The organism is Chamaesiphon sp. VAR_48_metabat_403 (genome assembly GCF_031422475.1).
Taxonomy (GTDB): domain Bacteria; phylum Cyanobacteriota; class Cyanobacteriia; order Cyanobacteriales; family Chamaesiphonaceae; genus Chamaesiphon.
The window spans coordinates 1-21,895 of record NZ_JANPLS010000159.1 but is presented as its reverse complement, the minus strand read 5'-3'; the positions used below and the strand labels follow the sequence as shown (position 1 = coordinate 21,895).

The following is a 21,895-nucleotide window of genomic DNA, read 5'->3' as shown; positions in this document are numbered from 1 at the left end:
CACAAAAAGTTGACTCAAGTAAATTTATTTCAAATCGGTCTATTACATCTTGCAAAGAAAAGTTGTTGTAAGCCATAATATTGAATGTTTGTATAGGTCATAGATTATTTATATCTATTGCTATCTGCTTTGACGATCGATAAGTAGTTGTTGCTCTAAAGCTTGCAAACTATAGTTGTTTTTCCATCGATTGCAATCTTTTAGAGACTTACTAAATCTCATCTGGGCTGCTTGCTTGGTTTTTTCCGCAGATTCATCTATCCATTTGTTCTGGTGCCAGAATGGAGATTCTGGCACCCACTTCGCATCTAACAATGAAGATAAAAGTAATGGTTCTTGCTGAATAAGTTCTAGTGTTGAAATAGATATTCGCTTAATCTGACATGTAATGCTCATACATTTTTCTCAATTCGATTACCCCCGATACCAAGTGCTAGGAACGCCAGCTTTATCGATGACCACGATCTTTTCTTCTGTTAATTGAGCGCGGATGCGATCGCTTGTTGCAAAGTCTTTATTTGCTCTGGCAATTTGACGTTCGGTTAGTAATGATTCGATTTCTGCATCGCTCAAACCACTTACTTGTACTTTCAATTCATCGGGATTAACTTCCAAACCTAACACTCCTGCTAATTCTATTAATGTTTGCCATTTGTCTTTGAGCAGAACTGGATCTGCTGTTTGTTCGCTGTCGTGGGCGATAATATTCCCGACTTTTCGCAATTCTTTAGCGAGTTCAAATACTACCACTAAACCTTCGGCAAAGTTGAAATCGTCGTCTGCTGCGGTGCGAAATCTGTTTACTTCATCGGTAGTAGTGGCTGAAGCATCCGTGCGAATCGGATCGAGATTATCCCAGCCTAATTTTTCGCCAAATTCATAACCGAACAACATGCCATCTTTAATTGTCTGCCAACTTTGTCCGGCGGCGGTAATTGAGGCATCGCTAAAATCCATCGGCTTGCGATATTGAGCGGTGAGAACGAATAATCGCACCGTCATCGGATCGATGGGTTGGTTATTGCTATCGCGATAATCGTCTAATAATTTGCGGATCGTGATAAAGTTGCCCAATGATTTGGACATTTTTTCACCGCTGAGTTTAACCATTCCATTGTGCATCCAATAGGTGGATAGTGGCCTGCGATCGTGAGCGCATTCGGATTGAGCGATTTCATTCTCGTGGTGGGGGAAAACTAAATCGCCGCCACCGCAATGGATATCGATGGTGTCGCCCAACTGCTTTTGGATCATCGCAGAGCATTCTATATGCCAGCCCGGTCGTCCATTTCCCCACGGAGACTCCCAGGATGGTTCGCCCGGTTTTGCTGCCTTCCAGAGGGCAAAATCGAAGGGATCTTCTTTTTTAATTTGGTCGGGATCTGCGGCTTCGATGCGTTCGCCAGCACCCGCGCGGAGATCTTCGAGGTTGCGTTTGGAGAGTTTGCCATATTCGTCAAATCTCCGCACGCGGAAGTAAACATCGCCGTCTACTGCGTAGGCGAAGCCTTTGGTTTCGAGATCGGCGATTAAGTCTTGAATCTCTTGGATGTGTTTGGTAGCCAGGGGATAGCTATCGGCATCGCGGACGTTGAGACGGTGGAGATCTTCAAAATAGGCGGCGGTATATTTTTCGGCGACTGCTGTCATCGAACTCTGTTCGAGATCGGCGCGTTTGAGAATCTTGTCGTCGATATCGGTGAAGTTTTGGACGTATTCAACAGCATAGCCGCGCCATTGTAAATAGCGACGGACGGTATCCCACACAATATACGATCGAGCGTGACCGAGATGGCAGTAGTCGTATACAGTCACCCCGCAGCAGTACATTTTCACCTGGTTGGGTGTCAAGGTTTGGAACGGCTCTTTAGTTCTGGTGAGGGTGTTGTATATGGTTAGAGACATGGTGATGACGCGATTTTGGCTGGAGGGGTTGGACTTTAGGCTTTAGGTATTAGGCTTTAGGGAATTTAGACTCTCAAATAAAGGTTAAAATGACTAGTGAATCGTCGGAGCAGGACAATCGCTCTATTCTAAGTTTGCCATCGATTGACTGCGAATTTCTGTATCATCCCACCGTGTATTTTTATGACATCAACTACGATCGCCCCAACTCTCGAAATCATTGACGTAGACCAGAAATTAGTACCTGTCACGATTATTACGGGTTTCCTCGGTAGTGGGAAGACTACTCTCCTCAATCATATCTTGCAAAACCAGCAAGGTATCAAAACGGCGGTACTCGTGAATGAATTTGGCGAAATCGGTATCGATAACGATCTGATTGTCGCGACTGGTGAGGATATGGTGGAATTAAATAATGGTTGTATTTGCTGTACGATTAACGAAGATTTGGTGAATGCAGTCCATAAAGTATTGGCTCGATCGGAACAAATCGATTATTTAGTTGTCGAGACTACTGGTTTAGCCGATCCGCTACCCGTCGCACTCACATTTTTAGGTACGGAATTGCGCGATGTAACTCGACTCGATTCGATTATTACTTTAGTCGATGCCGAAAATTTTAGTTTAGATTTATTTAATAGCGAAGCCGCTCAAAGTCAGATTACTTATGGCGATATCATTTTACTAAATAAGATCGATCTCGTCGATGAAGCTGATGTAGATTTATTAGAAGTTCGCATCCGCGACATGAAAGAAGGTGCGAGAATCATTCGGACGAAAAAATCGCAAGTATCGTTACCGATGATTCTGAGCGTGGGTTTATTTGAGTCGGATAAGTACTTAGACGAGCCAGCCACTCACAACCATTCGCATGACCATCACGACCATGCACATGCAGAGCATGAAGACCATAGTAATTGCGACCACGACCATAATAAGTGCGAACACGACCATTCACACGACCATCACGACCATTCTCATCACTTAGAAAATGATGGTTTTACTTCATTATCTTTTGTAAGCGATCGACCATTTTTACTCCGAAAATTTCAGCACTTTTTAGACAATCAATTGACTGTCAATATCTTCCGCGCTAAAGGATTTTTATGGTTCGATGAAAGCGATAAATGTCATGTGTTCCACCTGTGTGGCAAACGGTTCTCGATCGATGACGACCAGTGGAAAGGTCAGCCTCAGACTAAGTTTGTAATTATCGGTCAAGATCTCGATCGGGACAAAATCATCAAACAATTAGAAAATTGCTTGACTACTAGTAAGGTAACTGCGGGGAAAGGTTTCGGCAAATAAAATCTCGTTTAAGTCAGATTAATTTAGTTGCGATCGATTAGGCTTTGCCTGCGTGACAAAGTTGGGTAAAACGAAGCCAATCGATCGAATTAATTGTTTAGTTATTGCTCTTCCGAGTGGGAATCTGCCGAGATTTAAGCTTACCAAAATTGAGTTCTCAGACATCCTCTCAATCGCAGGTATCCTTACTATTCAAAAAATCAGCGCGTGCGGCTTGATTCGTCGCTAATAAATCCTGAATTTCCGTCCATTCTCGCGATTCGATCGAGCCAATAAGATCGTCCAATCGATCGCGATATTGATATAAAGATTGCAATAAAGCATCCTGATTGTATTGTGCCATCATCATCCCCATTTCGGGATTGCCAGCACCCACCCGACTGGTATCTTTAAAGCCCGTACTGGCAAACTTTTTCGCAAAATCGAGAATTAAGGGATCTTCTTCACCCAAACAAGCACTCATCAAACTCGCACTCACCATCACAGGTAAATGCGAAATCCATGCCACGGATCGATCGTGTCGATCGGGAGTTGTATGATAGACAATAGCTTGGAGCGATCTCACTAACTTATCCACGCTCGACAGGGCGGAGGGCGCAGTTTCAGCCGTCGGGGTCAAAACATAAGGTCGATTGGCAAACAGACCCTTTTCAAAGGCACCTACCCCGCTCTGAGAGTTGCCAGCCATTGGGTGTCCACCCACAAAATTAGCCCATAATGCCGTCGCCCGATCGACAATTTCGCCTTTAACAGAACCAGCATCAGTAATAATTGTCTGCGGATCGAGATGGGGTGTCAATAATTCGATCGTCGGCAGAATTGCCGCAATTGGCGTGCAGATAAAAATAATTTCGGTATCGGCTAGACTCGCCAAATCGCTACTAGTGCGATCGCAAATCCCCTCCCGTTTGGCAATTGCACAAGTTTCCTGCTGACGGCTCACACCCACAACCTGATGTCCGAGTTGGCGCAAATCCCATCCTAACGATGCGCCAATGAGTCCGATCCCGACGATCCCGATCTTCACAGTTGTCTGTTCTGTTATTAATTACTCGTTCTATTGTGCCATGCCGATGTCAGTCGATCTCGATGATGCTCGGTAGAGTCACAGCTTACACCAGCAACAGCGGCAGGAACAGACTCACAATCGGTATTCGATCTACTATCCAAAATAGTAGTTACATATTATTGCAAGCTGCGATCGGACTAAAAATGGGATTTGATGCGATCTAACACTTAGGAATTTTCAAGCCCAAATTGCCATGAAAATCTTGCTGAACCTTATGCGTCAATTGCTTAGAGACGCGGTTGACAATTTGCTTTAAGAGTTTATCGCCCGTACCCTGAATCACACCAGTGGGTAACTTGTAGATAAACTTAGGAAACTGAATGTAGATATGTAAATCGAGATCCCACTCGACCTTCGTACCCAAGGTATCGCCATCTACGGTCTCTACCAGGCGCATCTGAGCATTAAAACTCACATCATAACCTGGAGCGGTATAATCGGGGATAGCGATGGTTTTGATGCGATATACGCCACTATCTTGGGGCAATAACTCCAAGCCGATTTTGGGTTCGACTGTATAGCCAAACGAACCAAATTTACCGATCGTCAGTGCATAACCATTTTTACCCACCGGGCTGGCTGTCATTGGATGAGCGCAGCGTGTAAACCAGCCCTGATGGGCATCGAGGTATTTCGCAACTGTTTTGACATCTGCCCCCATCAGCATGGCATCGGTGAAGCGATAGCTAAAACAAAAGGGTTGGAGTTGCTTCAGATCGGCTGACACTAGATCTTGCTGTTCTAATTCAGGATTCATCACGATCGAATTCTGTTTTTCGGTGGTTTTTTCTAGTGTTGTTACTGGCATCCCGCTTCTATCCTGTTGATGTGCTGATTGTATGGTGTTGGTAGAAATGCACTGACTCCCCAGATTTATTTACAAGCTTTAGCTAGTGAAAACCGGAAATTTTGAGTAAGTCGTCGATCGAGATTTAGATGCGATTGGATTATTTGCCGTCTTGTAGGTGTCGATTCGGACGCTCCCCCTGGGATTTGCTGACGGTAGATGCCCATTTAATTGTTTCTGTCTCTAACATAAGAAGTAGGGAATCTCAATTTTTAGTTTATTGTAACAAAAACTTAATGAAAGCATTTGTAGCCGGAGCGACAGGGGAAACTGGACGACGGATCGTCCAAGAGTTAGTCAATCGAGGGATTCCAGTCCGAGCGATGGTCAGAGATCTTGCCAAGGCACGAGCAATTTTACCAGCAGAGGTAGAATTAGTGACGGGGAATGTGCTCGATCGCGGTAGTATTAGTGAAGCAATTGGCGAGAGTACGGTAATTCTCTGCGCCACGGGAGCCAAACCGAGTTTCGATCCAACTGGCCCTTATCAGGTAGATTATGAAGGCACTAAAAACCTGGTAGAGGCTGCTAAGTCTCACAATATCGAGCAGTTTGTATTTGTGTCATCGCTGTGCGTATCGAATTTCTTTCATCCACTCAATCTGTTTTGGTTGATTTTGTGGTGGAAGCAACAAGCCGAACAGTATCTCAAAACTAGCGGACTCAATTATACGATCGTGCGTCCAGGCGGACTCAAAAATGAAGATAATACAAACCCGATTGTGATGTCGGGAGCGGATACCCTCTTTGATGGTAGTATACCTAGACAAAAGGTAGCCCTGGTGTGCGTTGAGTCACTCACTAGTCCGCAAGCCCGAAATAAAGTCCTAGAAATCGTCAGTTCGCCTACCGCCATATCAAAAAGTTGGGAAGATCTCTTCTCGGCGGTGTAGTTATGTGGGGTAGGTAGCAGGTATCCTCAAAAATTCCGACTACTCTATCCCTGCTGTCGATATTCTCCGATTCTTCCCCCACCATAATGGATTTAATCAAACCCAAGCCTTATAAAACGATCGGCATGGCGATCGGCGGTATAGTTGCATTGTGCCTAGTATTACTATTCAGACAAACATTGCGTTCGCCCAAGGGGAGTCCTACCTTTGAGACAACGCGAAATCCACCGTTGGTAATGACAGGCGGCGATCCTTACATTCGGGCATTAATGCGGATGATTTCGGCTAGTGAAGCCAGCGATCGTCGGCCTTATTCGGTAATATATGGTGGGAGTTATGCTAAAAGTCTCGATCGTCATCCCGAAAAGTGCGTGCGGATCGCCAATGGGCCGAATATTAATAATTGTTCCACAGCAGCGGGACGCTATCAGATGATTAATACCACTTGGGCAGCAATGTCTAAGAAATATCATCCCCAACCGGATTGTGTGTTGTACTTTTTTCAGTGTACTTATAGTTTCGAGCCTGAGTACCAAGATGCAGTGGTTCATGCTTGGCTTAGTGACGAACAATTCTGGAAAATGAATATTCCCCAGACATTAAAAAATGGCGATTTGGAGAAGGTCAGAAAGCGGTTGTCGAGTACCTGGACGAGTTTGGGCTATGGGATTGAGACTAATACGGTGACACCTAAATTAGCTGGTATTTATCAGAAGATATTGAAGGAAGAGCTGGACTAAGATTAGTATGATTAAGATGATGGACTATGATTCTATCTGTTGGTTCGTTCGTAGTCCATTATCTCGATCGCCCAGTTCAAAGCCACACAATTAACCTAATCAAAATCTATTGTCTCGATCGTAGTCAATCACCCTAATCATGCAAATCATAGTAAATCATAGTCCGTCAGTGGACATCATTTGCTCGACAAAGTTAGTATAAACTTCACCCTTAATAAAATCGGGATGTTCGAGAATGCGTTGGTGGAAATTAATCGTCGTCGGTACGCCCGTAATTGCATACTCCCGCAACGCCCGACGCATCCGTCGAATTGCCGTATCTCGATCGACTCCCCAGACGATTAATTTGCCAATCAGAGAGTCGTAAAAGGGGGGAATCTCGTAATCGGTATACACATGAGAATCGATCCGCACTCCTGGGCCACCTGGAGCCAAATAGCCAGTAATTTTACCAGGGCATGGGCGGAAGTTATGGTCGGGATCCTCGGCGTTGACGCGACATTCGATCGAATGACCTTTTAATACTACTTGTTCTTGCGTGAAGGAAAGTTTTTCACCTTGGGCGACGCGAATTTGCTCGGCGATTAAATCTAGTCCGGTAATCATTTCGGTGACGGGATGTTCGACTTGAATCCGGGTATTCATTTCCATAAAGTAGAAATCCCCATGTTTATCGAGCAGAAATTCTACAGTGCCCACACCAGCATAATCGATCGATTTAGCTGCGGCGATCGCGGCGGCACCCATTTTCTGGCGAAGTTCGGGGGTTAAGGCGGGGCTGGGAGCTTCTTCTAGCAGCTTTTGATGGCGGCGTTGAATCGAGCAATCGCGTTCGCCCAGATAAACGACGTTTCCATAATTGTCGGCGAGAATCTGAAATTCGATATGGCGGGGACATTCGATAAATTTTTCGACGTATACGCCACCATTGCCGAATGCGGCTTCTGCTTCGCCCTGTGCGGCGTGATAGAGCCGTACTAAGTCTGCTTCTTCCCGTACCAGTCGCATTCCTCTTCCGCCGCCGCCAGCGGTAGCTTTAAGCATGACTGGGTAACCGATTTCAACCGCAATTTTGAGTGCTTCTTCCGCATCGGCTAATAATCCATCGCTACCGGGTACCGTCGGAACTCCGACTCGTTTCATCGTATCCTTGGCGGTAGATTTGTCCCCCATCGCCCGCATGGCGGCTGGGGAGGGGCCGATAAAGGTCAGATGATGATCGGCACAGATTTCGGCGAATCGGGCGTTTTCCGCCAGAAATCCATAGCCGGGATGAATGGCTGTCGCATTCCGCGTCAGGGCGGCGGATATAATATTGGGGATATTTAAATAACTCTTACTCCCGATTGGTTCGCCGATACACACGGCTTCATCTGCTAATTGGACGTGCAGGGCTTTGCGATCGATCGTTGAATGCACGGCAACTGTACCAATCCCCATCTCGCCACAGGTCCGAATAATTCTCAGAGCGATTTCGCCCCGATTGGCAATTAAGATTTTAGAAAATGACATTACGATTAAGGTTTCCTAACTTTTAGAGATTGGGGATTGTCAAATCGCCGCTTGCACCAGTTTAGTCAATATTGGGATCGGGGGATAGGGGGGTTGGGGATAGGACGAGGGAAATTTGGATTGCTCCTAAACTTGATGGAAACTTTAGCTCGTAATTAGGACGATGCGATCGAATAAATCAGGCGATCGGATTTTTACTTGCGAAGGAAATGATATTGCCTAAGTGAAAATATTTAGGGGCTGACTTTTTAAACACCATCCGGCACTTTTGACGAAAATACTACGCAAACACCGAAAAATGATGTAATTACCCAAAATTTGGGAATCCTAGGCTTAGTCTCGCTCGAAATTTTGACTACCCCTCAATTACTTAGGCTCAAAAACAAGAAGATCCACAACCAAACTAGATCGACACTTCTAGCGATTCAGCCTCTTTTTGGCGTTGGTGAAGCCGCTAATTTACATCACAACATTTTATCCATGGCTGTTTGGAAACCCTCAAAAAAATTGACAGACTCAGTTGTCACCAGGATCGCAGAAAGCCATACCCGATCGCTCACGACGAATACACTTGGGAACATGGCGATTCGGATTTCAGCGGTGGTGCTGATTGGATCGGGAGTTAGCTATCTGCATCTGATGTCCCAGTTGGCGGCAGATACCCAGACGAAACTCACTAAATATATTACCGAGCGTGGTAAACGAGAGGAGGCGATTTTTGTCTTAGCGGAGGACAATCATGCCTTGTTACGTCGAGATTTTCTCAAGCAATTTACCGCCACTAACTCTATCAATTGGCAGGAACGCTTCAATCAACGGTTTGTGAAGTGGTCGGATGGCACAGTCCGGAATGTGCCCCAGGGCACTCGTCCGCAAGACTTTAATACCGAACTTTATCCGACCACATTTGTCGGACGCGGTGTCAAGATCGATCTTGACTTCCAAAAGCGGCTGGTTTTGTCCGACGAGTTTGTGGAAAAATATGCAGCGGGTTGGCGAAATCGCTTTTTGGACACTTATATTAGCTTGCCAGAGGGGGCAAATATCGTCCTCTGGCCCGGTGTAGCCTGGGGAATTGAAGCTAAAGCAGATTTAGATATTAAGGCTGAAGAGTGGGTATATCTGGGCACTCACGCTCACAATCCCGATCGCAAAACCCTCTGGACAGGGGTTTACGCCGATCCGGTTTCCAAAGACTGGATGATTTCAGCGGAAACACCGATCGATGATGCCCAAGGTCGTCATCTAGGGACGATCGGCCATGATATTATCCTCAACGATCTGCTCAAACGCACGCTCGCCGATCGATTAGAGGGAACTTATAATCTAATTGTGCGCGCAGATGGGCAGTTAATTGCCCATCCAGAATTAATGGAGCGGATTCAAGCAGCCGCCGGAAAACTCAACGTTAAAACCGCCAATAACCCACATCTGCACCGGATTTTTGACATTGCCCGCAGTAGTCAACAGGAAGATTGTGTGATGTACAATCGTGAAGATCGGGAATATCTCGCCATTGCCAAACTCAAAGGAGCAGACTGGTATCTGATTAATGTCTATCCTGAGTCTTTATTGCAAGAACGCGCCTGGAGTCTGAGCAAATTTGTGTTGGGATTGGGACTAGTCTCGTTATTAGTCGAACTGATCCTCTTATTTATCGTATTGCGTCAAAAAATTGCCATCCCCCTTCAGAATCTGCTGAGTGCCACCCAGAAGTTAGCAACAGGAGACTTTGATGTCAAACTTGATTCCCAGCGACAGGATGAATTAGGCAAACTAGCTAGTGCTTTCACCCACATGACTCATCAATTGCAGGAATCCTTTCATACTCTAGAACACCGGGTAGAAAGTCGCACAGCCGAACTGCACCAAGCCAAACTACTGGCTGACGGGGCAAATCAAGCCAAAAGTGAATTTTTGGCGAATATGAGTCATGAACTGCGTACTCCCCTCAATGGCATCTTAGGTTATACCCAAATCCTCAATCGGTCGATCGCGCTTTCTGGCAGAGAAAAGCATGGCGTTAATATCATTCATCAGTGCGGCAATCATCTCCTCACCCTGATCGATGATATTTTGGACATTGCCAAAATCGAAGCTCGCAAACTCGAACTCTTCCCCCAATCAGTTCACCTGTCTTCTTTCTTGCAAGATGTCGTAGATATCTGTCGGATTCGAGCCGATCGCCAGGGGATTGAATTTATGTTCCAGCCAGATCCCAATTTACCCACCAGTATTGTCACTGATGAAAAACGCCTCCGGCAAGTCCTGATCAACCTGCTGGGTAATGCGATTAAGTTTACCGATCGAGGAACAGTCAGCTTTACAGTTACCGCAATCCAACTATCTACCATCCCAACCCTCCGGTTTGAAATTCAGGATACGGGAGCGGGAATTCCGGCCGATCGGCTCGACCGCATTTTCCAAGCATTTGAACAAGTCGGCGATCGATCGCGCCAGTCGGAAGGTACTGGCTTAGGATTAACCATCAGCCAAAGAATCGTTGAATTAATGGGGGGCAAAATTCAAGTTCAGAGTCAAGCGGGTGTAGGAAGTGAATTCTGGTTTGAAATAACACCGCCGATCGGCACCACTTCGAGCCAACCACAGCCGATCGAGGATGCACCGACGATTATTGGTTACGAGGGAGAACGCCGCCAGATTTTGATTATTGATGACCACTGGGAAAATCGATCGGTCTTAGTAGATTTACTCACTCCATTAGGCTTTCAAGTTGCTGAAGCTGAAAACGGAAAAGTGGGCTTAGAATCGATCGCCAAACTTTTACCAGACCTGATTATTACCGATCTAGTTATGCCCGTGATGGATGGCTATGAACTACTCCAGCAGTTGCGGAATAATGGCAATCTCCAACATTCGATCGTGCTAGTTTCTTCGGCATCAGTCGCCCAAATCGATCGGGAACAGAGTCTAGCAGCGGGTGGTGATGATTTTCTCGCCAAACCACTCCAGATCGATGAGTTATTGCCATTACTAGCTAAACACTTACAACTCACCTGGAAATACGAGCGAACTAACTCAAATCACAGCTTTTCAGTGGATGATAATTCATCATCGCTTACAGGGATATTTTTACCTACTGAACCCGATTTACAGATTTTACTAGAACTCATTCAGGATGGAATGGTCAATAAATTAATTGCCACCGCCGAGCAAATTGGGCAAAAAAATATTCTCTATCAACCATTTACCAGCCGCATCATCCAATTAGCCAAGGAATTTCAGATCGATCGAATCGAGATCTTCCTCCAAAAATCCCTATCGTCCCCCTCATTAAGCTCACTCAGTCATGACCACTAACTTAAATGGACTAATTCTGATCGTCGATGACACACCTGCGAACCTAGATGCACTCTCTACGGTGCTGAGTGATGTTGGCTATGAAATCGCGATCGCCACTAGTGGGGAAAAGGCACTACAACTGCTGCAACGGCGATCTCCCGATTTGATTTTGCTAGATGTGAGGATGCCTGGAATTGATGGATTTGAAACCTGCGATCGGATCAAAGCCAATCCTAAAACCTGCAATATTCCGATCGTGTTCATGACTTCCATCATCGATCTCAGTAATAAAATTAAAGGGTTTAATTGTGGTGCCGTAGACTATATTAGCAAACCTTTTCAAGAACAAGAAATTTTAGCTAGAGTCAGAACCCACATCCAGTTACGTCTGCTAACTCAAAATCTAGAACAGCAAGTAGCCGCGCAAACCACCTCATTGAGAATAGCCAACGCAGCCTTAGAACAAGCTAATATCTCGAAAAAATCGTTCCTATCGACTATGAGTGCAGAAATTCGGACACCGATCGATGATATCTTGAGATTAGCAGAGCGGTTGCAAGAACAGACATCTGGGACACTCAATACTCAACAAGTTGATGACGCAGCCCAGATAGAGCGCAATGGGAATCATCTCTTATCGCTGATTAATAATACTCTCAAGCTAGCAAATATTGAATCTGGTCAATTGAAATTAGATCTCGATCTCATCGCGATCGAAGATTTGTGTCGATCTTGTTTGGTCGCAATCCAATCACTAGCCGATAAAAAAAATATCAAGTTGATATTCAATATAGAACCCAATCTGCCGCAAATGTCGATCGACGAACGTCAGATGCGTCAAGTTATCCTGAATTTACTCAACAATGCTATTAAATTTACCGCTGCTGGTTCTGTCACATTGAGTGTTACCAAGGCAATGTTAACAGATAGCGAAAATATCCCAGGTATTCGGATTGCGATCGCTGATACTGGAATCGGTATTACTTCAGAAAATATCCAACAGCTTTTCCAGCCCTTTGTCCAAATTGCTAATGTATTAGGTGAGCGACATGAAGGCAACGGGCTGGGGCTAATTTTAGCGAAGCAAATTGTGGAGTTACATAACGGTCAAATTAGTGTCTATAGTATTGAAAATGCAGGTAGCTGCTTTACGATCGAATTACCTGCTAACGGCTTGCCGCAAATATCCCCCATAGTGTAAATCCCCCAACTGTCTACAGGCACCGATCGCTGTGAAGAGATGCTCTGTTTTAACCCATTCAATGTACGGTGAGATCCCTTTGAGGATGATATTTGCTAACAAAATTTAACGAAGAGCAGGGGCTTAAATCCCCATCCTAATAACTCAATTATCTGCTTGGTGCGCTGTCTTGACCCAAACACATGCGGAGGGAACCTCCGCGTGATTTGGGTCGCTGTCTTGTCGTTTTTTTATTCGGCGGCGTTTTATGCGGGGGGAACCCCCGCATAAAAAACGCCAAGAAGGGGGAACCCTAGACATAAAAACGCCGCTGTCTTGAAAAGGTGCTCCACTTGCGGAGTTCGTCCGGTCGGGGAACCCGACCATGGAACGAACCCAAGCGGGGGAAACAAGCGACGTTTTGGGGCGCGACGTTTTCGGGGGAAGCTTCCCCCGAAAAGCTCGCTTGGGAAGCTTCCCCCCTAGAGCTTCGCGCCCCAAGACCGCACTTTTCGCAAACCGTCGGGGAACAAAGGCGTGCGCGCATCCGCAATTATCAATTATCAATTATCAATTAATTTAGGAGGTAGTTCGCCCAGAGATTGCAGTTAAATTTTTCAATCGTAATGCTAGTGGCTCGTTGAGAACAGTCGGATCGTAACGCCATTCCCAATTCCCTTCCGCCACACCTGGAAAATTCATTCTGGCTGCACCACCCAACCCCAAGACATCTTGGAGCGGAAAGATCGCGATATTCGCCACAGAAGTCATCGCCAACCGGATCAGATCCCAATGAATTCCCTCTTTACAAATACCACCAGCATATAACAAGAATCGATCGCGTTCGACACCTTCTAATTTCTCAAACCAACCGACACTTGTATCATTGTCATGAGTACCTGTATACACCACAAAATTGGGTGCATGATTGAATGGTAAAAAGGGATTGCCATTATCCGAACCAAACGCAAATTGGAGGACTTTCATCCCTGGAAAACCAAACTGATCGCGCAGTGCTTCTACATCGGGTGTAATTACCCCCAAATCTTCAGCTAAAATCGGTAAATGTCCCCATTTCTGTTGAATGGTAGCAAATAAGTCTGCCCCTGGAGCCTTAATCCATCGTCCATCAATCGCGGTGGTTTCGCCTTGTTCGACAGCCCAAAATGCTTGGAAACCGCGAAAGTGATCGACCCGAATTACATCGACTAATTTTAGTAGAGATTCAAATCTTTGAATCCACCAATTGAATTGAGTATGGGCTAATTTTTCCCAGTTGTAGACTGGATTTCCCCACAATTGTCCGGTTTCGCTAAAGTAATCTGGTGGCACACCAGCCATCAGTGCGGCTGCCCCAGTTTCGGGATCGAGTTCAAAGAATTCTTGATTTGCCCAAACATCTGCGCTGTCGTGAGCGACATAAATGGGGATATCACCAATAATTTCAATCTCATGTTTATGAGCGTAATCTTTTAATGCCGACCACTGTTCAAAGAACTTGAATTGAAGAAACTTATGGTAACTAATTTGGGGTTTGAGATGGTTCTGCCAGTGGATGAGGGCAAGTGGTTCGCGCTTGACTAAATCGGCTTGTTCCCATTGATGCCAACTCTTGTCTCCATGCTCTTCCCGTACTGCCATGAATAAAGCATAATCATCTAGCCAGTAAATCTGACTGTGGCAGAAGTTATCAAAAGTAGCTTTTTGGTCTTTATCGGCGAATGTCTGAAATCGCTCGAATGCTAAATGATATAGTTTAGTTTTAGTTTCGATCGCTAATGGAAAATTGACTTTATGGCTAGAAAATGTCGGTAAATTTTCTAAGTCCCCTGGAGTTAGTAATCCATCTTCTAATAGTTTAACTGGACTCAGGAGTAAAGGATTACCCGCGATCGCCGAATAACACATATAAGGCGAGTTACCATAACCCGTCGGCCCTAATGGTAAGATCTGCCAATATTTTTGTTTGGCATCGTGCAAAAAGTCAATAAACTGATATGCATCTTCACCTAAATCTCCAATCCCAAATGGACTAGGTAGTGAGGTGGGATGAAGGAGAATTCCGCTGGAACGAGTCATAAATGAGGGGGGAGGGGGACTGGACTACGGCGGAGATCTTACCCACCCTGAATTAGCCTTACGGCTTATTCGCCCCTCCGAGGAGGGGATTTCCCCCATCACTTCGCAATATTAGGGCTAGGGCGGAAAATCCCCTCCTCTCCAAGGGAGACGCTCCGCGAACGGAGCGAAAAGTGCGGTCTTGGGTCGCGAGCTTTTGGGGGGAAGCTTCCCAAGCGAGCTTTTCGGGGGAAGCTTCCCCCGAAAACGTCGCGCCCCAAAACGTCGCTTGTTTCCCCCGCTTGGGTTCGTTCCATGGTCGGGGAACCCGACCGGACGAACTCCGCAAGTGGAGCACCTTTTCAAGAGAGGGGTGGCGCGTAGCGACGGGGTGGGTAAAATCTACGCAGCAACTCGAAAAACTAAAACTTCAACACTTTAGCAACCGTCTGCACATCCTTATCACCGCGTCCCGAACAATTGATGACAATTTTGGGACTACCAGAAAGTTGAGGACACAGAGTTTCCAGATAGGCGATCGCGTGGGATGTTTCGAGAGCGGGTATAATGCCTTCTAACTTGGATAACAATTGAAAAGCAACCAAAGCTTGAGCGTCGGTAACGCTATAATATTCCGCTCGTCCCAAATCTTTGAGATAACTGTGTTCGGGGCCTACCCCAGGATAGTCTAATCCGGCACTAATTGAATGGGCTTCGGTAACTTGCCCGTCGTTATCTTGCAATAGGTAGCTCATCGCGCCATGTAATACCCCCGGACGACCTTTGGTGAGGGTGGCGGCATGTTTATCGGTTTCGACTCCTTCGCCAGCAGCCTCGACCCCAATCAGGCGGACGCTTGGCTCTTTGACAAATTCGTGAAATAGTCCCATCGCATTGGAACCGCCGCCGATACAGGCTAGCAGAATATCTGGTAAACCGCCCCATTTTTCGAGCGATTGAGCGCGAGTTTCTATGCCGATAACTGCATGGAAATCTCTAACTATCATCGGGTAAGGGTGCGGGCCAGCAACCGAGCCGAGGATATAATGAGTAGTCTCCACATTAGTCACCCAATCCCGAATCGCTTCAGAAGTGGCATCCTTGAGCGTCCCTGTTCCCGCCGCTACCGGACGTACTTCTGCACCCAGCAATTGCATCCGAAAGACATTTAGTTCTTGGCGTTTCATATCTTCCACGCCCATAAAAATCACGCAATCTAGCCCGAATCGAGCGCAGACGGTGGCTGTAGCTACTCCATGCTGTCCCGCACCCGTTTCAGCGATAACTCGTTGCTTGCCCATCCGTGTGGCGAGGAGCACTTGGGCGAGGGCATTATTAATTTTGTGGGCACCAGTATGATTGAGGTCTTCCCGTTTGAGATAAATCTGGGCACCAGTGCCATCTGGACGCGCGTAACGTTCGGTGAGGCGTTCGGCAAAATAGAGGGGGCTAGGTCTGCCCACGTAGTCGCGCAGCAGTTCGTTGAGTTGCCGCTGAAATTCCGGATCTTGAGTGTGGCGACGGTATTCGGACTCAAATTCCAGGAGTGCTGGCATCAGCGTTTCGGGCACGTATTTCCCCCCAAATTTGCCAAACCGACCGAGACTGTCTGGCTGTTGAAGCGGTAACTGACGATTTTGGTTGGGTGAGAGCGGCGTTTGGGTCATGAGGTTGTGGGTGGGGATGGCGGATAAAGCTCGATCGTCGCAAGGCGTTCGCCGTTGTAATTGTAGCTTGTATGGCTGGAGATCGAGGCTTAAACTAACTAGCTCGACTATTATATCGCTGCGCGCTTGTCGCTATCCACAGTTCTTAAAAAAGGGGGTAATTATCATTTTAAAACTCTTGCACTATTTTCAGTGCGTCGTTGGCCCAAAGCCCGCTCACCTGAAGAATCTCGATCCGGTTGTTGACGACAGAATGCGGATTGCAACAGTTTTATTTTTAAAAACCACCATCAGATCCGTTGGTGGAAATGTAAAAAAGGGGCAATCGGTGTCGATCGCCCCCAAATAATAATGTTAAATTTAAATTTCCTACCAGTTAACTAGAAAATTTTTCATCTGTCTTGTCGCACTTCCATCGCCCCAGAAACCCAACCGGAGTGGGCCGCTAGTGCGGGCGATGGGTAATTGAAAGATCTAGCTCTAGTAACGATTGTAGCGACGATTATTTTGGCGGGCACGCAGCCGCTCTGCCTCTTGGCGGGCGCGTGCTTCACGCTCTTGTGCCCGGTCTATTCGCCGACGGAGCCGATCTTGTCGCACATTTGAGTTGTATCCTTGGTCTCGGCGATATTGTGGGCCAAGTTTCAAAATTACCTGAGCATGGAGATCCCCAGATGGTTGTTGAGCGACGGGAGTATTACTAGTAGCCGCCATTACTTGAGACGCAGGCAAGATCGCAACTGCGCTGAGTAATCCGATGACGATTGAAGTAAATTTTGACATATATTAAGTTATCCTATCGTGACGTAAAATCGATTGTTGCAAGTACGAGTTGAAGATCGGTAACATAAGTAGATTAATTTAACTTTAGCTCGATCGCTCTCGACCCCCCATCAACCGAAGGTAATACTTTCCATCGATTTATAACTATCTAAAGTCATCATCTCATTCACTCAAAAGTCGTGACTATAGTCACGACTTTTGAAGTATTTGTCTCATCATCGATTTGTTAGCTGTCCGACTTACTTTAAGTAATTAGATGTATCCTGCGATCTCTACATTCGATCGCATCTTTAGCTCATCTCTAACATTCGTTGCATCGGACGTAAAGCCGCTAATCGAACATCTTCAGCCATCGTAATTTCTGGCGATCGAGTCTTCATTGCTAAATACAATTTTTCTAATGTATTTAGGCGCATGTGCGGACATTCATTGCAAGCACAATTATTCAGCGGTGGTGCTGGGATAAACTCTTTTTGGGGTTGAGCTTTTTGCATCTGGTGGATGATTCCCGGCTCTGTTGCAATAATAAATTGGGTACTTTGACTCTGGGCGGTATATTTTAATAATGCACTAGTCGAACCGATAAAATCGGCATGTTGCAACACCGCTTCCTCACATTCTGGATGGGCGATAATTTCGGCACTGGGATAATTGATTTTAAGCTGGATTAACTTCTTCTCCGAGAAAGTTTCATGTACCATACAGCTCCCTTGCCATAACACCATCTCTCGTTCTGCTTGCTGCATGACATAGCGTCCGAGATTGCGATCGGGTGCGAAAATAATGCCCTGTGCTAGCGGAATCTGCTTGACAATTTTTACCGCATTAGAACTAGTACAAATAATATCACTCAAAGCTTTAATTTCTGCCGTACAATTGATGTAAGAAATGACAATATGGTCGGGATATTTAGCTTTAAATGCGGCAAAAGCATCGGGCGGACAACTATCAGCCAGCGAACATCCTGCTGCTAAATCTGGTAATAATACTAACTTATTGGGATTCAAAATTTTGGCAGTTTCCGCCATAAAGTGAACCCCAGCAAATACAATGACATCAGCATCGGTACTTGCAGCTCTACGCGATAATTCTAATGAATCGCCAATAAAATCCGCCACATCCTGAATTTCTGAATCCTGGTAATAATGCGCCAGGATGACAGCATTAAGCGATTGCTTTAATTCTTCAATTGCTGCGACAACATCCACGGGGATGGCATCTGGATTGGCTGTCGGGCGTGCGGTAACAAACATTTGGCTGGTGGAGAATGGGATATTTAGTGCTATCTATCTCAATTATAGTAAATTCTACCAAAATGCCAAGTAAGATCGAGCTTTGTGAAGTAGGCTACTCGCAGTTAAGATACTGATGAGGCGGTTTAGGCGATAGACTAAACCCATAATGGAAAATATATAAATACTAATGTTAGATCCAAGTACAGTTTTAGAAGTACTCAAACCAGTCCAAGATCCAGAGCTGCAAAAGAGCCTGGTGGAACTGAATATGATCCGTAATATCCAGGTAGCTGGCGGATTAGTAAAATTTACCGTCGTTTTGACGACACCAGCTTGTCCGTTGCGCGAGTTTATTGTCGATGAATGCAAACAGGCAGTTAAAACGCTCTCAGGCGTGACTGATGTGGAAATTGAAGTAACTGCCGAAATTCCGCAACAAAAGGGCTTGCCCGACCGGGTAGGCATCGATCGCGTTAAAAATATCATCGCGATCTCCAGTGGTAAAGGCGGCGTGGGTAAAAGTACCGTCGCGGCAAATGTCGCCGTCGCGTTGGCTCAATTGGGCGCGAAAGTCGGGCTGTTAGATGCAGATATCTATGGTCCCAATGCACCATTAATGTTTGGTTTGAGCGATATTCGGTTGGTACCGACAGCCGATGGTAGCCTCGAACCTGCTTTCAATCATGGGGTTAAAGTCGTATCGATGGCATTTTTGATCGATCGCGATCAGCCTGTCATCTGGCGCGGGCCGATGTTGAATGGTATTATCCGCCAATTTCTGTATCAAGTTAACTGGGGCGAACTAGATTATTTAATCGTCGATCTGCCCCCAGGAACTGGCGACGCACAACTTACCCTCGCTCAAGCCGTCCCGATGGCTGGCGCGGTAATTGTCACCACACCGCAAAATGTTGCCTTAGCCGATGCGCGTAAAGGGTTGCGGATGTTTGAAAAATTCACTACAGTGCTGGGAGTAGTTGAAAATATGAGCTATTTTATCCCGCCAGACATGCCCGATCGACAGTATGATATCTTCGGTTCTGATGGTGGCGAAAAATTTGCCGCCGAAGTTGGCGTACCTTTACTCGGTCGCATTCCCCTCGAAATCCCCGTCCGCACGGGCGGAGATCGTGGCATTCCGATCGTCATCGCCGAGCCAGAATCTGCCGCCGCCAAAGCTTTAATCTCGATCGCCAAATCGATCGCTGGAAAAGTCTCGATCGCAGCGTTGAAGTAGGTTTTAGGTTTTAGGTTTTAGGTTTTAGGATTGGAGGAGTAAGGAGTAATAAATACGCCAGTCTCCCAGTCCCCCCGTCCCCCAGTCTCCCCAGTCTCCCCACACCCCCCACAACCCCAATTCCCATGTACAAATCCTCAAATCGATCGCCTTGGCGAGATCTGTTCCTGCATTGGCAACAGATGGACTGGCTGCTGCTGTTTATGACAGTGGGTTTAACCTTCTTTGGTGGTGTGATGATTCACAGTACCGAGTTAAATCAACCAGTCATTCATTGGTTGCAGCACTGGATGGTGGGTGGGATTGGCTTGGCGATCGCGTTGGGAATCGCCCGAATCTCTTACAATTATTTGTTGCGCTGGCACTGGGTGACTTATGGTTTGACTAGTGGTTTGCTAGTAGCGGTAGACTTTTTAGGCAATAGTGCCAAAGGCGCGCAGCGATGGATTAATCTTGGCGGTTTAACCGTCCAGCCGTCGGAGTTTGCGAAGGTGGGGCTGATTATTACTTTGGCAGCAATTTTACATCGCCGTCCGGCGAATACGCTGCCGACATTTTTACGCGCGCTGGCAATTACCATTCCACCGTGGTTGTTAGTATTTATTCAGCCAGATTTAGGAACATCCTTGGTATTTGGCGCGATCGCTTTGGGAATGTTGTATTGGGCAAATGCCAATCCCGGCTGGCTGGTGCTGCTAGTATCGCCGCTAGCAGCCGCAATTTTATACAGCTTGAGTATTCCCTTGTGGATCGTTTGGGCAATCTTAATGGGGGTAATTGCCTGGTGGACGTTGCCGTGGCGATGGGTGACTTCGGTAGTAGCGATGGGAGTAAATATTGGGTTTGGCTTACTCGGACAGGTATTTTGGCATATCCTTAAAGACTATCAAAAAGACCGTCTGATCGTTTTTCTCAGTCCTGAGAAATATCCCCTCGGTGCTGGTTATCACTTAATTCAATCCCGAATTGCGATCGGTGCGGGAGAATTATGGGGACAGGGACTCAATCAAGGTACCCAAACGCAACTCAACTTTATTCCCGAACAGCATACCGATTTTATCTTTTCGTCGATCGGGGAAGAACTGGGTTTTGTGGGTGCGATCTGTTTGCTGGCGACTTTTTTCTTATTCTGCTGGCGGTTGCTCCGAGTTGCCACTCAAGCTCCTAATAATTTTGGTTCGCTCTTAGCAATCGGCGTACTGGCAATGATTAGTTTTCAGGTAATCGTTAACATCAGCATGACGATCGGGATCGCACCCGTTACGGGGATTCCGTTGCCCTTAATCAGTTATGGTGGCTCGGCACTAATTACCAATTTTATCGCGATCGGGTTGGTAGAATCGGTAGCTAATTATCGGCGGAAGTTTAGTCTGTAGGGCGCGGGGAGCGGGGGACTGGGAAACTGGGAAACTGGGGATTATTCCAAAATCCATTCACTATCCACTAAAACCTAAAACCTAAAACCTAAAGCCTAAAGATCGATAAGATTCTTGGCGATCGTTCTACCGCGACATGGTAAGATGTTCTGCCTGCGGCAATACACAGCGAGTAAATATGCACTCGCTTGTAACGCTAGAGTAGGAAATATTATAGATAATTACAGGTTAAGGAGAGATCGATCGTGGCGCAGATGTATTATGATGCCGATGCTAATTTAGACCTATTAAACGGCAAAACTGTAGCCATTATCGGTTATGGTTCCCAAGGGCACGCTCACGCGCTCAACCTCAAAGATAGCGGCGTAAAAGTAATTATCGGTCTATACCCAGGTAGTAAATCGGCGGCCAAAGCCGAAGCCGAAGGCTTAACCGTCAAAACAGTTGCCCAAGCATCAGCCGCCGCAGACCTGATTATGATTTTGCTCCCGGATGAGGTCCAACGGGGCATTTATGAAAACGAGATTAAACCAAATCTGAGCGCAGGTAAAACGCTTGCCTTCGCCCACGGCTTTAACATTCACTTTGGGCAAGTCGTTCCCCCTGCCGATGTCGATGTGGTGATGATCGCGCCCAAAGGCCCCGGACATACGGTTCGCTATGAGTACCAAAAAGGGCAAGGCGTACCAGCTTTATTTGCCGTTTATCAAGATGCTTCCGGTCAAGCACGCGATCGAGCGATGGCTTATGCTAAAGGCATTGGCGGTACCCGTGCGGGTATC

18 protein-coding genes are annotated in these 21,895 nt (G+C 46.3%); 9 read left to right on the top strand and 9 right to left on the bottom strand.

Translation table 11 applies throughout. The features are described from left to right. Nucleotides 1–120: 120 nt before the first annotated feature. Together RMO79_RS07665 and cysS are read right to left on the bottom strand one after the other, a co-directional pair. The gene (locus RMO79_RS07665; protein WP_310482523.1) at nt 121–396 is read right to left on the bottom strand and encodes a hypothetical protein; all 276 of its coding nucleotides are present in this window, start codon (nt 394–396) and stop codon (nt 121–123) included. Nucleotides 397–414: 18 nt separating this feature from the next. Next, the gene (gene cysS / locus RMO79_RS07660; RefSeq protein ID WP_310482522.1) at nt 415–1,905 is read right to left on the bottom strand and encodes a cysteine--tRNA ligase; all 1,491 of its coding nucleotides are present in this window, start codon (nt 1,903–1,905) and stop codon (nt 415–417) included. Nucleotides 1,906–2,088: 183 nt separating this feature from the next. Between cysS and RMO79_RS07655 the strand changes: the two genes are divergently transcribed. Beyond that, nucleotides 2,089–3,213 (top strand): GTP-binding protein, encoded by a 1,125-nt coding sequence (locus RMO79_RS07655; protein ID WP_310482521.1) that lies wholly within the window; start codon nt 2,089–2,091, stop codon nt 3,211–3,213. 169 nt (nt 3,214–3,382) lie between these two features. Here RMO79_RS07655 and RMO79_RS07650 read toward each other — a convergent pair whose 3' ends face one another. Both RMO79_RS07650 and RMO79_RS07645 read right to left on the bottom strand, forming a co-directional pair. Further along, nucleotides 3,383–4,240 (bottom strand): prephenate/arogenate dehydrogenase, encoded by an 858-nt coding sequence (locus tag RMO79_RS07650; RefSeq protein WP_310482520.1) that lies wholly within the window; start codon nt 4,238–4,240, stop codon nt 3,383–3,385. A gap of 202 nt (nt 4,241–4,442) precedes the next feature. Continuing rightward, on the bottom strand, nt 4,443–5,090 hold the full coding sequence (locus RMO79_RS07645) for a DUF1997 domain-containing protein (RefSeq protein WP_310482519.1): 648 nt from the start codon (nt 5,088–5,090) through the stop codon (nt 4,443–4,445). A 275-nt stretch (nt 5,091–5,365) separates the two neighbouring features. On the opposite strand from RMO79_RS07645, the gene RMO79_RS07640 reads away from it, so the two are divergent. After that, on the top strand, nt 5,366–6,022 hold the full coding sequence (locus RMO79_RS07640) for an SDR family oxidoreductase (RefSeq protein ID WP_310482518.1): 657 nt from the start codon (nt 5,366–5,368) through the stop codon (nt 6,020–6,022). Nucleotides 6,023–6,108: 86 nt separating this feature from the next. Further along, nucleotides 6,109–6,762 carry a glycoside hydrolase family protein gene (locus RMO79_RS07635; RefSeq protein ID WP_310482517.1) on the top strand — a complete coding sequence of 218 codons (654 nt, stop codon included), beginning with the start codon at nt 6,109–6,111 and terminating at the stop codon, nt 6,760–6,762. A 156-nt stretch (nt 6,763–6,918) separates the two neighbouring features. On the opposite strand, the gene accC is transcribed toward RMO79_RS07635, so the two are convergent. Further along, the gene (gene accC / locus RMO79_RS07630; RefSeq protein ID WP_310482516.1) at nt 6,919–8,274 is read right to left on the bottom strand and encodes an acetyl-CoA carboxylase biotin carboxylase subunit; all 1,356 of its coding nucleotides are present in this window, start codon (nt 8,272–8,274) and stop codon (nt 6,919–6,921) included. A gap of 351 nt (nt 8,275–8,625) precedes the next feature. Between accC and RMO79_RS07625 the strand changes: the two genes are divergently transcribed. Beyond that, complete coding sequence (locus RMO79_RS07625; protein WP_310482515.1) at nt 8,626–11,595, top strand: ATP-binding protein; 2,970 nt, start codon at nt 8,626–8,628, stop codon at nt 11,593–11,595. Further along, nucleotides 11,585–12,778: a hybrid sensor histidine kinase/response regulator gene (locus tag RMO79_RS07620; RefSeq protein ID WP_310482514.1), complete on the top strand. Its 1,194-nt coding sequence runs from the start codon at nt 11,585–11,587 to the stop codon at nt 12,776–12,778. Before RMO79_RS07625 ends, RMO79_RS07620 begins: the two co-directional genes overlap by 11 nt. A gap of 558 nt (nt 12,779–13,336) precedes the next feature. Here RMO79_RS07620 and malQ read toward each other — a convergent pair. Next, nucleotides 13,337–14,836: a 4-alpha-glucanotransferase gene (malQ, locus tag RMO79_RS07615; protein ID WP_310482513.1), complete on the bottom strand. Its 1,500-nt coding sequence runs from the start codon at nt 14,834–14,836 to the stop codon at nt 13,337–13,339. Between the two features lie 401 nt (nt 14,837–15,237). Then, the gene (trpB, locus tag RMO79_RS07610) at nt 15,238–16,482 is read right to left on the bottom strand and encodes a tryptophan synthase subunit beta (RefSeq protein WP_310482512.1); all 1,245 of its coding nucleotides are present in this window, start codon (nt 16,480–16,482) and stop codon (nt 15,238–15,240) included. Between trpB and RMO79_RS07605 the strand changes: the two genes are divergently transcribed. After that, complete coding sequence (locus RMO79_RS07605) at nt 16,481–16,831, top strand: hypothetical protein (protein ID WP_310482511.1); 351 nt, start codon at nt 16,481–16,483, stop codon at nt 16,829–16,831. The two genes, trpB and RMO79_RS07605, sit on opposite strands and share 2 nt — an antisense overlap. Before the next feature lie 131 nt (nt 16,832–16,962). On the opposite strand, the gene RMO79_RS07600 is transcribed toward RMO79_RS07605, so the two are convergent. Continuing rightward, on the bottom strand, nt 16,963–17,265 hold the full coding sequence (locus RMO79_RS07600; protein ID WP_310482510.1) for a hypothetical protein: 303 nt from the start codon (nt 17,263–17,265) through the stop codon (nt 16,963–16,965). Between the two features lie 290 nt (nt 17,266–17,555). Next, nucleotides 17,556–18,518: a quinolinate synthase NadA gene (gene nadA, locus RMO79_RS07595; protein ID WP_310482509.1), complete on the bottom strand. Its 963-nt coding sequence runs from the start codon at nt 18,516–18,518 to the stop codon at nt 17,556–17,558. A 169-nt stretch (nt 18,519–18,687) separates the two neighbouring features. On the opposite strand from nadA, the gene RMO79_RS07590 reads away from it, so the two are divergent. The 3 genes from RMO79_RS07590 to ilvC all read left to right on the top strand — a co-directional run. Beyond that, nucleotides 18,688–19,737 (top strand): Mrp/NBP35 family ATP-binding protein, encoded by a 1,050-nt coding sequence (locus tag RMO79_RS07590; protein ID WP_310482508.1) that lies wholly within the window; start codon nt 18,688–18,690, stop codon nt 19,735–19,737. A gap of 125 nt (nt 19,738–19,862) precedes the next feature. Continuing rightward, entirely contained in the window at nt 19,863–21,113 is a 1,251-nt protein-coding gene (gene rodA / locus RMO79_RS07585) for a rod shape-determining protein RodA (RefSeq protein ID WP_310482507.1), read from the top strand. A 245-nt stretch (nt 21,114–21,358) separates the two neighbouring features. Continuing rightward, a partial coding sequence (gene ilvC / locus RMO79_RS07580) for a ketol-acid reductoisomerase (protein ID WP_310482506.1) occupies nt 21,359–21,895 on the top strand: 537 nt, incomplete at its 3' end.